This window comes from Saccharopolyspora sp. (assembly GCF_017434145.1).
GTDB lineage: Bacteria > Actinomycetota > Actinomycetes > Mycobacteriales > Pseudonocardiaceae > Saccharopolyspora_C > Saccharopolyspora_C galaxeae.
In genome coordinates this window covers 1-12,540 of the sequence record NZ_JAFRFW010000894.1, presented here as the reverse complement: position 1 = coordinate 12,540, position 12,540 = coordinate 1, and the positions used below count along the sequence as shown (strand labels likewise).

The 12,540-nt window shown below is 69.3% G+C and carries 8 protein-coding genes and 1 pseudogene; 7 read left to right on the top strand and 2 right to left on the bottom strand.

Annotated elements, in window-relative coordinates; translation table 11 throughout:
• Positions 1–215: pseudogene (locus IJH84_RS24190) on the top strand (GTPase HflX); the annotation flags it as partial.
• 208 nt (positions 216–423) lie between these two features.
• Complete coding sequence (locus IJH84_RS24185) at positions 424–1,458, top strand: hypothetical protein (protein WP_295149431.1); 1,035 nt, start codon at positions 424–426, stop codon at positions 1,456–1,458.
• Between the two features lie 111 nt (positions 1,459–1,569).
• Here the strand turns inward: IJH84_RS24185 and lexA are convergent, their stop codons facing one another.
• On the bottom strand, positions 1,570–2,265 hold the full coding sequence (lexA, locus tag IJH84_RS24180) for a transcriptional repressor LexA (protein WP_295149434.1): 696 nt from the start codon (positions 2,263–2,265) through the stop codon (positions 1,570–1,572).
• Positions 2,266–2,379: 114 nt separating this feature from the next.
• On the opposite strand from lexA, the gene IJH84_RS24175 reads away from it, so the two are divergent.
• The 5 genes from IJH84_RS24175 to IJH84_RS24155 all read left to right on the top strand — a co-directional run bounded on the left by IJH84_RS24175 (position 2,380) and on the right by IJH84_RS24155 (position 11,467).
• Complete coding sequence (locus IJH84_RS24175) at positions 2,380–2,997, top strand: LysM peptidoglycan-binding domain-containing protein (protein ID WP_295149427.1); 618 nt, start codon at positions 2,380–2,382, stop codon at positions 2,995–2,997.
• 250 nt (positions 2,998–3,247) lie between these two features.
• Positions 3,248–3,736, top strand: a complete 489-nt coding sequence (gene nrdR / locus IJH84_RS24170; RefSeq protein ID WP_295149425.1) for a transcriptional regulator NrdR — start codon at positions 3,248–3,250, stop codon at positions 3,734–3,736.
• A gap of 121 nt (positions 3,737–3,857) precedes the next feature.
• Complete coding sequence (locus IJH84_RS24165) at positions 3,858–6,689, top strand: vitamin B12-dependent ribonucleotide reductase (protein WP_200071262.1); 2,832 nt, start codon at positions 3,858–3,860, stop codon at positions 6,687–6,689.
• 257 nt (positions 6,690–6,946) lie between these two features.
• Positions 6,947–10,264 carry a phosphodiester glycosidase family protein gene (locus tag IJH84_RS24160; RefSeq protein WP_295149420.1) on the top strand — a complete coding sequence of 1,106 codons (3,318 nt, stop codon included), beginning with the start codon at positions 6,947–6,949 and terminating at the stop codon, positions 10,262–10,264.
• Positions 10,265–10,369: 105 nt separating this feature from the next.
• Positions 10,370–11,467, top strand: a complete 1,098-nt coding sequence (locus tag IJH84_RS24155) for a DUF4192 domain-containing protein (protein ID WP_295149417.1) — start codon at positions 10,370–10,372, stop codon at positions 11,465–11,467.
• 62 nt (positions 11,468–11,529) lie between these two features.
• Here IJH84_RS24155 and galE read toward each other — a convergent pair whose 3' ends face one another.
• Positions 11,530–12,492, bottom strand: a complete 963-nt coding sequence (gene galE / locus IJH84_RS24150; RefSeq protein WP_295149415.1) for a UDP-glucose 4-epimerase GalE — start codon at positions 12,490–12,492, stop codon at positions 11,530–11,532.
• Positions 12,493–12,540 lie beyond the last annotated feature (48 nt).

Genomic DNA, 12,540 nt, shown 5'->3' with positions numbered 1-12,540 from the left:
TCGCCGCGCGGCGCGAGCTCAGCGCGGACCGGCTGCCGCGCCCCGGCGTGGTCGTCGCCGCCTTGGTGCCCTACACCCGGGGCGAGCTCGTTTCCCGGGTGCACGCCGAAGGGGAGCTCGTCGACGAGGAGCACACCGCCGAAGGCACCAGGGTGCGGGCCAAGGTCCGTTCCGACCTCGCCGGTGCGCTGCAACCTTTCGCAGGCGCGGGATGAGCCGCCGGACCGGTGTTCCGGGTAGGGCGGCCCGCTGACGGTGACCACGAAGCCGTCGTGCGGGCCGCGAATCGCGAACCGGCCGATGATCGGCCCTCACAGGGCTGGAGAAACGTCAGGGAGGCCGCCCGGCGATTCGCGCCCCGGAACGTCGCTGCTGGGATTCTTCCTGCGGTGGCCCCGCTTCTGTCCGCTATACCCGGCGCTGGTGGTAGGGGCGATGCTGGCCGTGCCGCCCGCTGCCGCCGATGCGTCGCAGCACCACGCGCAGTCGTCTTCGCAGACTGAGCGTTGCCGGATCACCGATCCCGGCCTGGCCGAACTCTCCGGCCTGGCTTCGGACGGGCGCAGCTGGTACGCGGTCGCCGACAGCGGCGGTTCGCTGCGCGTGCCGGTGCTCAACCCCGCCGATTGCTCCGTGCGGGACGTGTGGACGTCCGCCACCGACCCGTACGACGTCGAGGACTTGGCGCTCGCTCCGGGCGGTGCGGTCTGGCTCGCAGATACCGGCGACAACCAACGCCGCCGCGAAACGGTCGCGCTGCACGTGCTGACGGGGAACGGCAACTCGGCGCTCTACCGGCTCTCCTATCCCGACGGACCGCACGACGCCGAGGCGCTGCTGCTGGACAAGTCCGGAATTCCCTATGTAGTTACCAAAGAGCCGCTCGGCATGGCGCAGATCTACCGCCCTGCCGCTCCCCTGCAAGAGGGGAAAACCGTTCCATGGGCGCCCGTCGGCACCGTCACGCTGCCCACCACCGACACACCCGGCGGCCCGATAGCGGGAGTCGGCACCAGATTGGTGACCGGTGGTTCGGTCAGCCCGGACGGCACGATGGTCGCGTTGCGGACCTACACCGAGGCGTACTTGTTCGAGGCCCCGGACGGCGACGTGGTTGCGGCTTTGCGGCGGCCACCGATCCGTATTCCGCTGCCGAACGAGGTGCAGGGTGAAGCCATCGCCTGGGAACCGGATGGCACATTGCTGTCGGCATCCGAAGGTCAGCAACCTGTGCGGGCGTTGTCCGGTGCGGCAGCGTTGCTGCGCCCCGAGCCCGCGCCCTCGCCGGGGCGTCCCGACGCCGGCGGAACCGACTCCGAGAACGGTGGAACCACTGCATCGGAAGAGCCGAGCGGGCCCGAGAAGAACAGCGGAGTCCCGATAGCACCTGCTGTGGTCGTGGCCCTCGGCCTGGCGGCGCTTTTGCTGTTCTTCCTGAGCCGGCTTCGCCGCCGATGAATCGCCGCTGTTTCCAAGACCGGGTTGCTACCGCCGCACACCGAGAACGGACGTGCCCGCCGCGCACGGTTCATGCGGTGCCGATGCACGGATCAAGCCCGCAAGCGGTTCTCAGAGTCGGCGCAGCACGGCGACCACCTTCCCCAACACCGTCGCGGCGTCACCCAGGATGGGCTGGTAAGCCTCGTTGTGCGGCATCAACCAGACGTGCTCATCGGTGCGCTTGAAGGTCTTCACCGTCGCCTCGCCTTCGATCATCGCCGCGACGACGTCACCGTTGTCCGCGTCCGGCTGCTGCCGGACCGCTACCCAGTCCCCGTCGGTTATGGCCAGGTCGACCATGGAGTCGCCGACGACCTGCAGCAGGAACAACGCTCCTTCGCCGACGATCTCCTTCGGCAGCGGGAAGACGTCCTCCACCGACTCCTCGGCCAGGATCGGCCCGCCCGCTGCGATCCGGCCCACCACCGGGACGTACGCGGGTTTCGGCTGCCCGGCGAGATCGCCCTGCTCGGAATCGGCGACGAGCACGCCCACCGTGCGCGGCCGGTGCGGGTCGCGGCGCAGGTAGCCCTTCCGCTCCAGCACGCGCAGCTGGTAAGCGACCGACGAGGTCGACGTCAGGCCGACGGCGTCGCCGATCTCGCGCACGCTCGGTGGGTAGCCGTGCTCGCGCATCCATTCGCGGATCGCTTCGAGCACCTTGAGCTGTCGATCGCTCAGCTCCGCTGTGCCGGGTTGCTCGGGAACGGCGGGCTGTTCCTGGACGGTCTCGGCCGGTTCGCCGCGTCCGTGGAGTTCGGTCACCACTCCGCCTGCGCCGCCCTGCCCGTTGCCGTCGCGCACCTCGTCGCGGTCGCCGATCGATTCGGTCGTGTTGCTGACCACCACTGCCTCCTGCCCTCGTGAACGGGACTGCTCGTGACTCCGATTTCCACAGTAGACCGGGCAGCAGGGAAGATCAAACACCTGTTCGAGTTAATTTCGCTCCAGGTCTGGCGCTGTCGAGCACTGCTGGTACACAATCGCACGGAGGTTCGATCGAACAACCATTCGATCTTGATTGCGATCTGCCGTTGTGGGCCGCGGGCGGTCCCGGTGCAGGAGGTGCTCATGGTGACGGTGCTCGGTCCGGCGGCGCGGCCGCGGACGTCCGGTGGTGCGGTGTTGCGAACGCCTGCGCAGGAGGCCGCCGATCCGCCGGTGCCGGCGGAATCGATCGCCGCGGAGCCGGTGGGTGCGGTGTTCCGGTGGCGCCACGCGTTGGTCGAGTCCGCCTGGCTCGCCGGCGTCGGTCTCTGCGCCTTCGCGGTGGTCTTAGCGTTCGGCCTGCTCGCGGCCGAACCGGCGGAGCCGGTGCCGAATGCTACTGAACTGGTCTCCGTCGGCAGCGGCGACACGCTGCCCGGACTGGCTGCTCGCTTCGCGCCGGACAGCGATCAGGGTGCGGTGATCCGCCGCATCGTCGAGCTGAACCATCTCGACGCTGCTGAGCCTGCGACCGGGCGGAGTTTGATCGTGCCCGTCCGGCGCGGCTGAATCTTCGCGGGGCGGTCACCTGCTGTTCGCGCGCGCTGCTCCGTCCGGTATCACTCGTCCGGGGAGCACCGGGGCGGGTCGGTTTGCTTCCCGATGTGCGGCCGATTAGAGTTCGCCACAACATCTAGTAGTTACGCCGGTGTAGTTACTCCACAGCTTGTGCTCGAGGAGTACTCTGGTTCCCACGCACGGTGAGTGCGCCGGTTGCTGCGGAGGTGTGGCTGATGACGGCCGAAAGGGGGTGAGTCCGATGCGGTGCCCATTCTGCCGGGGCGATGACTCCCGGGTGATCGACTCGCGCGAGGTGGAGGAAGGGCAGGCGATCCGGCGCAGGCGCTCTTGCTCCGGTTGCGGTCGCCGGTTCACGACAGTGGAAGAACTAGTGCTGTCGGTGGTCAAGCGCTCTGGGGTTACCGAGCCGTTCAGCCGCGAAAAGGTCGTCCGGGGGGTGTTGCGCGCCTGCCAAGGGCGGCCGGTGCAGGAGGACGCGCTGCAGCAGCTCGCCCATCGGGTCGAGGACGCGGTCCGCTCGCGGGGCGTGTCGGAGTTGCCCAGCCACGAGGTGGGGTTGGCGATCCTGGGGCCGTTGCGCGAACTGGACGAGGTCGCGTACCTGCGGTTCGCCAGCGTCTACCGGGCCTTCTCCTCGGTAGCCGACTTCGAAAAGGAGATCGCCGATCTCCGCGCGGCCCGCGGCAGTGGGGACGGGGCGCGAACGGGGGAGAGCGGCAGTGGCTAAACCGAAGCGGCGATCGGCGCGGCGTGGGCCGGCGAACGCGGGTGGGACGCGACCGACCCGGACGGGGAGACCGGACGGCGGCGGGAATGCACGAGCGAGCAACAGGGAAGAGGGACAGGTCATGACAGAGACCGTGGACGGCCCGGTCGGTGCAACGGGGGAGCCGGAGACAGGTGCCCACACCGAGGGCATCCGGGTGCAGCGGGTCTACACCACCGAGGGGGTGCACCCCTACGACGAGGTTGCCTGGGAACGCCGCGACGTGGTGATGACCAACTGGCGGGACGGCTCGGTCAACTTCGAACAGCGCGGAGTCGAGTTCCCCGAGTTCTGGTCGCTGAACTCGGTCAACATCGTGACCAGCAAGTACTTCCGGGGGGCGCAGGGCACCGAGCAGCGTGAGCACAGCCTCAAGCAGCTCATCGACCGGGTCGTGAAGACGTACGTGCGCAGCGGCGTGCAGCACGGCTACTTCGCGACCGAGGTGGACGCGGAGATCTTCGAGCACGAGCTGACCTGGATGCTGCTGCACCAGGTGTTCAGCTTCAACTCGCCGGTGTGGTTCAACGTGGGCACCAGCTCGCGCCAGCAGGTCTCGGCCTGCTTCATCCTGTCCGTCGACGACACGATGGAGTCGATCCTCGACTGGTACAAGGAAGAGGGCCTGATCTTCAAGGGCGGCTCGGGGGCCGGCCTGAACCTCTCCCGCATCCGTTCGTCCAAGGAGCTGCTGTCCTCCGGCGGCACCGCCTCCGGGCCGGTGTCGTTCATGCGCGGCGCGGACGCTTCCGCGGGCACGATCAAGTCCGGTGGGGCCACCCGGCGTGCGGCGAAGATGGTCATCCTGGACGTCGACCACCCCGACGTCGAGGAGTTCATCGAGACCAAGTCCAAGGAGGAGCACAAGATCCGGGCGCTGCGCGACGCCGGGTTCGACGTGGACCTCGGGGGCGCGGACATGTCCTCGGTGCAGTACCAGAACGCGAACAACTCGGTCCGGGTCACCGACGAGTTCATGCGTGCGGTGGAAAGCGACGGGCGGTTCGGGCTGCGTGCCCGCACCGACGGCTCGGTCGTCGAAGACGTCCGCAGTCGTGACGTGTTCCGCAAGATGGCGCACGCCGCGTGGGAGAGCGCCGACCCGGGCATCCAGTACGACGGCACGATCCAGGACTGGCACACCGCGCCCGAGAGCGGCCGGATCTCGGCGTCGAACCCGTGCTCGGAGTACATGCACCTGGACAACTCCAGCTGCAACCTGGCTTCGCTGAACCTGATGAAGTTCTTGCGCGAGGACCTGACCTTCGACGCAGAGCTGTTCGAGAAGGCCGTCGAGTTCGTCATCACCGCGATGGACATCTCGATCGGTTTCGCGGACTTCCCGACCGAGTCGATCGGCGACACCACCCGCAAGTTCCGGCAGCTCGGCATCGGCTACGCGAACCTGGGCGCGCTGCTGATGGCCACCGGCCACGCCTACGACTCCGACGGCGGGCGAGCGCTGGCTGCGTCGATCACCTCGTTGATGACCGGTACCGCCTACAAGCGTTCCGCGGAGCTGGCCGGTGCGGTCGGACCGTACGAGGGCTACGCGCGCAACGCGGAGGCGCACCAGCGGGTGATGCGCAAGCACGCGGCGGCCAACGACCTTGTACGCACCTACCACCAGAACGACGTGGCGGTGCACAAGCTGGCGACGAAGGTGTGGCAGGACGGCCTGGCGATCGGCGCCCGGCACGGCTGGCGAAACGCCCAGGCGTCGCTGCTGGCTCCGACCGGCACGATCGGCCTGATGATGGACTGCGACACCACCGGGGTCGAGCCGGACCTGGCGCTGGTGAAGTTCAAGAAGCTGGTCGGCGGCGGCTCCATGCAGATCGTCAACCAGACGGTGCCGCGCGCGCTGAAGGCGCTGGGCTACCAGGAAGAGCAGATCGAGGCGATCGTCGAGTACATCGCCGAGCACGGCCACGTGATCGACGCCCCCGGGCTGCGCCCGGATCACTACGAGGTGTTCGACTGCGCCATGGGCCAGCGGGCGATCGCACCGATGGGGCACGTGCGGATGATGGCCGCGGTGCAGCCGTTCCTGTCCGGCGCCATCTCGAAGACGGTGAACATGCCGGAGCAGGCCAGCGTCGCCGATGTGGAGGAGATCTACTTCGAGGGCTGGCGGCTGGGCCTGAAGGCGCTGGCGATCTACCGGGACAACTGCAAGGTCGGCCAGCCCCTCTCGGCGGGCAAGGGCGAGCAGGGCGAGTCGGACAAGGCCGTCGAGAAGCAGATCGAGTACCGCCCGGTCCGCAAGCGGCTGCCGAAGAAGCGTCCGAGCCAGACCGTGTCGTTCACCGTCGGCGGTGCCGAGGGCTACCTGCACGCCGGGTCCTACCCGGACGACGGGCTCGGCGAGATCTTCGTCAAGCTCGGCAAGCAGGGCTCCACGTTGTCCGGCGTGATGGACGCCTTCTCGATGTCGATCTCGGTGGGTCTGCAGTACGGCATCCCGCTGGAGTTCTACATCTCGAAGTTCCAGAACCTGCGCTTCGAGCCGGCGGGCATGACCGATGACCCGGACGTGCGGATGGCCAGCAGCGTGCTGGACTACCTGTTCCGCAGGCTGGCGCTGGACTACCTGCCGTACGAGAAGCGGGCGCAGCTGGGCATCTTCACCAACGAGGAGCGCACGGCGCAGACTTCGGACTACGACTCGGAGCCGGGCGGTGGTTCGGTCGACCTGGACACGATGCGTTCCACCGTCGACTACCCGGCGGCGCAGGCGCAGGAACCCGCGCAGGAGGACGACCACCGCGCGGGCAGCTCGACCGAGCTGCTGGAGTTGCGCTTGGGCAAGGCCGCTGATGCGCCGCTGTGCATGACCTGCGGCACGAAGATGCGCCCGTCCGGGTCCTGCTACCTGTGCGAGGGCTGCGGCTCCACCTCCGGCTGCAGCTGAGGCCGGAATCGCAGCGTCCAACGCGAGATCGAGCACCGGCGCCGATACGTCCCGGTGCTGATGGGGGAGTCGGCCGTCGCGGCCGACTCCCCCTTGCGCGTTTCGGCCCGTCGCGCGTTTCGGCATGATCAGCAGTCCGCGCAACAGCGCCGAGTGATCGGCATCGGCTGTTCGGGTGTAGTTCAGCTGTTCGCTCGCTGTCGGCCGTCGTCCTGCGATCTGCTGGTGCGCCGGTGTTCCGGCGTCGGGAGGGCGGATTGCGGTCTTTCGCAGTGGTGCTGTCGGGAGTCGTGCTGGCCGGTGGGCTCAGCGTGCCGAACGCTTCGGCCGCGGTGCCGACTCCGCCGGTGGAGGACGGTCCTGCCGCCTCGGTGCGGGAGAAGGGCCCGGTCAGCGTCCGCGCCGGCGGCCGAGATCGGTCCGAGGGAGTCGAGACGGCGCGCAACACCTCACCGGTAGCGCCCGGGCTGAGCCTGACGGAGTTCGAGCGCTATGGGCCGGACGGCTGGCTGCGCGGCGACGTGCTGACGGCCGAGCTCTCCGAACCCGGCTTGCGTCCCGAGTACTTGAGCCCTGGTAGTGCTTCGATGCGCAGCCCGCTGACCGAGCAAGCCGCGCGTTCGGGCGCTGTCGCCGGCGTCAACGGCGACTTCTTCGACATCGACGCCTCCGGTGCGCCGCTGGGTCCCGCCATGTCCGATGGTGAGCTGCTCAGCGCCCCCGAGGCCGGGAACAACGACGTCGCCGCAGTCGGCGGGCGGCAGCGCGCGGGGCGGCTGATGCAGCTCTTCCTCGAGGCGCAGCTGACTCGCGCGGACGGTGGGCGCACGCGGGTGACCGACTTGAACGTCCCGAAGGTCTCCGACGACGGCATTGCGCTGTACACGCCGCGTTGGGGCGACGCATCCCGCCGGTCCGCTGTGGACGGAGCGCACCGGGTGACCGAGGTGGAGGTCGCAGGTGACCAGGTCACGCGGGTGAGCCCTGCCCCGGCCGAAGGGCCGGTACCGCGCGGTTCGGTCCGTCTGCTCGGGGTGGGAGCCGGCGCCGATCAACTGGCGACCGTGCGCGTCGGCGAACGGGTGGGCGTGCACTACCGGCCCCGCACGTCGGGTGATGAACCGGATGTCGCCGTGGGCGGCAACAAGGTTCTGCTGCGCGACGGCGCGGTGCAGCAGGTCGACGACACCGCGCTGCACCCGCGGACCGCGGCCGGGTTCTCGGCCGATGGACAACGGATGTGGCTGGTCACGATCGATGGTCGGCAGGCCGCCAGCCGCGGGATGACCGAACTCGAACTCGCCGAGCAGCTGCGACGGCTCGGCGCGGACGACGCCATCAACCTGGATGGCGGGGGTTCGTCGACGCTGTTGGCGCGCCCGGAGGGCGGCAGCGCTCCGGCCGTTCGCAACTCGCCGTCGGAGGGCGAGTTGCGCCCGGTGCCCAATGGGCTCGGCTTCTCGACAGCACCCGGAAGCGGCCGGTTGCGCGGTTTCCGCGTGGAGCCCGGTGGTGGGCGGGTGTTGTCCGGGTTGACCCGTCGCTTCGCTGCGCACGGGCACGACGAAACCGGTGCGCCGGTTCCCGCCGGTCCGGAGTGGTCGGTGACTCCGGGAAGAGGGCGGATCGACAACGGTGTCCTGCGGGGTGGGCTGCCCGGAACCGCGGAGGTGACCGCGCACAGTGCAGCCGCCTCCGGGTCCGCCGAATTGACGGTGTTGGGCCCGCCCGTGCGGCTGTCTCCGAGCATCGGACGTGTTCGGCTGGCCGGGGAAGGTGCTCGCGGCCGGTTCCAGATTCTCGGGCACGATGCGGACGGCTTCGGAACGTGGGTGGAACCGGCCGACGTGCACCTCGAATACGACTCGAATGCGGTGCGGATCAAGCCGGACCGGGACGGTTTCGCGGTGACTGCGCTGTCACCTTCGGCTTCTGCGGTGGTGACCGCGCGCGTCGGCGACAAGGTGACCCACTTGGGCGTGACGACGGGTGCGCAACCCCAGTCGCTGTCCACTATGGACGATGTCGGTGGATGGCGGCCGAGCGGGTTCCCGCAGCCGGTAGGTGCTTCGCTGACGCAAGGCGAAGGCCGGGCGGGCACTCCTGGGCTGGCGTTGGACTACTCGCTGACCGGCAGTACCTCGACCAGGGCCGCCTACGTCAATGCCGAGCCGGCCTTGCCGCTGCCGGACGGCACGCAGCAGGTCGGCGTGTGGGTCAACGGTGACGGCCGGGGTGCGCGGCTGCGTGGCACGCTGCTCGATCCCGCGGGCGTTGCGACCACGGTGGACCTGGCGGAGAAGGTCGACTGGACCGGTTGGCGGTACGTGCAGGCGCCGATTCCGGCCGGCGCGTCCGGACCGCTGCGCTTGCAGCGCTTGTACGCGGTCGAGACGGACGGCGCCCGGCAGTACGGCGGGCGGTTGGTCTTCGACGACCTGACCGCTTCGGTCGCGCCCGAAGTGGACGTTCCGGTCACTCCGCAGCCGCAGGATCGTTCCGTCGTGCAGGACGGGACGTTGCGGCCGGCTCCGGGCGCTGCCCGGATCGCCGTGGTCAGCGATGCCCAGTTCACCGCGGACGACCCGGCGGGCCCGCTGGTCGAGCAGGCTCGCCGCGCGTTGCGGGAGGCGGTGGCGACTCGGCCGGATGCGCTGGTCATCAACGGTGACTTCGTCGATCGGGGCACTGCTGCCGACTTCGACCTGGCGCGGCGGCTCATCGACTCCGAGGTCGGTGATCGTGTCCCGTGGTTCTACGTGCCGGGCAACCACGAAGCGAACGGACCGGGCGATCTGCGCGAGTTCACCGCGGAATTCGGGGCACCGCAGCGGGTTGCCGACGTCGCCGGGACTCGGATGGTGTCGCTGGATTCCTCCTCCGGCGCGCTGCTCGGCGGCGGCTTCGAGCAAGTGCGGATGCTGCGTGCTGCGCTCGACCAAGCGCGGCGAGACCCACGGATTCGTTCGGTGGCGGTGTTTCTGCATCATCCGTTGGACGACCCGGGTGCCGGTGACGCTTCGCGGCTCGCGGACCCGAAGGAAGCTGCGCTGGTGAACCGCTGGCTCGCCGATTTCGAAGGTTCCTCCGGGAAATCGGCGGCATTGGTCGCCGCGCACGCAGGTACCTTCCATTCGTCCACAGTGGATGGCGTGTCGCTGGAAGTGAACGGAAATTCCGGCAAAGCCCCGGCGACCGCACCCGAGTCGGGCGGCTTCACCGGTTGGAGTCTGTTGCGAACGGGACCGCGCGGTGTGCGATGGGAAACGAAGCCGAACGTGGACCGGCTTGAGCTCGCTGCGCCAGCGAACGTCGAGGTCGGTGCTTCGGTGCCCACAACGGCCGAACTTTTCCAAGGTGATCGGGTCGTTCCGGTGCGGTACCCGGTGAGCGCCGATTGGCAGGGTAGCCCGGAAGTGTTCGTCGGGCCGCCGGAGCAGGCATTTCCTGGAGCCGTGGCGGCGTTCGACCCGGACTCGGGACGGCTCACCGGGCTCCGGCCGGGACGTGGTGCACTCAGCGTGCACGTCAACGGGGCTAGGCAGGTAGCCGGATTCACTGTCACCCGTCGGTGAGTTTTCCGTTCTTGTTCGGCGAATCCGTCCACAGGGTCTCGATCCATCCACAGATCTCGGAATCGACCCTGCGCCGCATCCAGTTCGGGCACCGATGTTCTGGGCATGACCACTTCAACGCATTCCGTTCGGCTCGGCGACCCCGCGGACGTGCTGGCCGCCGTGCCGCACCTGCTCGGTTTCACCCCTTCCCAGTCGCTGGTGCTGGTAGCGCTGCACGAAACGAGCGACACCTCGGCCGCCTGCGGCGTCACGCTGCGAATCGACCTGCCGGAATCGGAGAACCACTCCGCGCTGGCCGAATACTTGGTGAAAGGGCCGCTGGCCAGGCAGGACGCGACCGCGGTCCTGCTGGTGATCGTCGGTACCGACGACCGGGAACCGGACGACCCGGACGGGCAACCGGGAGCCGCGCCGCCGACGGATCACGCGGCGGGCGAGGCCGGGTCGCTGCCGTACAGCGGCCTGGCCGGGGTCCTGGCAGGAGCCTTCCGCGAGGCCGGATTCTCGATCTGGCACCTGCTGTGGACGCCGCGGTTGCGGGCGGGCGGATCGTGGCAGTGCTACGACGACCCGACCTGCGGCGGCAAGATTCCCGACCCGAAAAGCTCGGCCATGGGCGCTGCGCTGGCCGCGTCCGGCGCGGTCACGTTCGAGAGCAGAAGCGAGTTGGAGCGGCTCGTCGCGCCGGAATCAGAGGAGTTGTCGGCGCGCTGGTCGGCGAAGCTCAACGAGCTGATCGAGGAATCCGCGCGGGAACCCGCCGGAGCTCGCAAGGACGTCGAGCTCGTACTCGGCGCGGTCGCCCGCACAGCGGCGAACGAGGCACTCACCGAGCTTGATCAGCTCCGGGTGCAGCTGGCGTTGTCCGACAGCCGCGTCCGCGACCTGTGCTTGAGCGCGGCGCTCGGGGACAACGCGATGGCCGCCGAGCAGCTCTGGCTGACCTTGGTGCGCAAAGCTCCCGCTCCCGAGGTCGCGGAGGTGGCCGCCATGCTGGCCTTCTCGGCGTACCTGCGCGGGGAGGGCGCGCTTGCCGGTGTCGCGCTGGAACGCATCGAGTCCTGCAGGCCTGAGCACCCGTTGGGTTGCTTGCTGCGGGGTGCGTTGGACGCCGGGGTGCCGCCGAAGCACTTGGAGTCGCTTACCCGGGACGCTATCCAGGACGCCAAGCTCACGATCGACGAGGACGAACTCTCATGAGCCGCTACCACCACGGCGGCGTCGGGTGCCGGCCCGACCGAGCCGGGATCGGGCCGATCCGCTCAGCCCGCGTTCCGACCGCGGGCGAACTCCCACGCGTCCCGCACGATCACGCCCAGATCCGCGTGCTTCGGCTGCCAGGAGAGTTCGCTGCGGGCGCGGTCGCTGGAAGCCACCAGCGTCGCGGGATCACCCGCCCGGCGCGGCGCCACCGCCGCCGGGATCGGGTGGCCGGTCACCTCCCGGCAGGTCTCGACCACCTGCTGCACCGAGAAGCCCGTCCCGTTGCCCAGGTTGTAGACCCGGTGCTCTCCCGGGCGGGTGTGCTCCAGCGCGAGCAGGTGTGCGTCGGCCAGGTCGGTGACGTGGATGTAATCGCGGACGCAGGTGCCGTCCGCGGTCGGCCAGTCGTCGCCGAACATCTGGACCTGCTCGCGCAGGCCGAGCGCGACCTGCAGCACGATGGGAATCAGGTGCGTCTCGGTGGTGTGCCGCTCGCCGAACGCGCCATGGGCGCCTGCGACGTTGAAGTAGCGCAGGCTCGTCGCGCCCAGCCCGTGCGCGGTGGCGTACGAGCTGATGGCGTGGTCGATCGCCAGTTTCGTCGCCCCGTAGGTGTTCGTGGGACGAGTCGGCGCGTCCTCCGGGATCGGCACGCTTTCCGGCTCGCCGTAGGTCGCAGCGGTGGAGGAGAAGACCAGCCGCGGAGTGCCGTGTTCGCGGATCGCTTCCAGCAGTCGCAACGAGGTGACCACGTTGCCCTGCCAGTACTTGTCCGGATCCTGCATCGACTCGCCGACCAGCGACTTCGCCGCGAAGTGCAGAACCCCGTCGTAGCCGTCGGCGAGCAGCTGCCCGGCGGTGTCGGCGAGGTCGGCCTGCACGAACTCGGCGCCGGCGGGCACCGCGTCCGCGTGCCCGGTGGAGAGGTCGTCCACCACGGTCACGTCGTGGCCGTTCTCCAGCAGCCGGGCGGCGCACACGCTGCCTACGTATCCCGCACCACCGGTGACGAGGAGCTTCACGGGGTTTCTGCCTTTCCGACGAAGGTGAACTCGCCCCGCCTGCCGCGG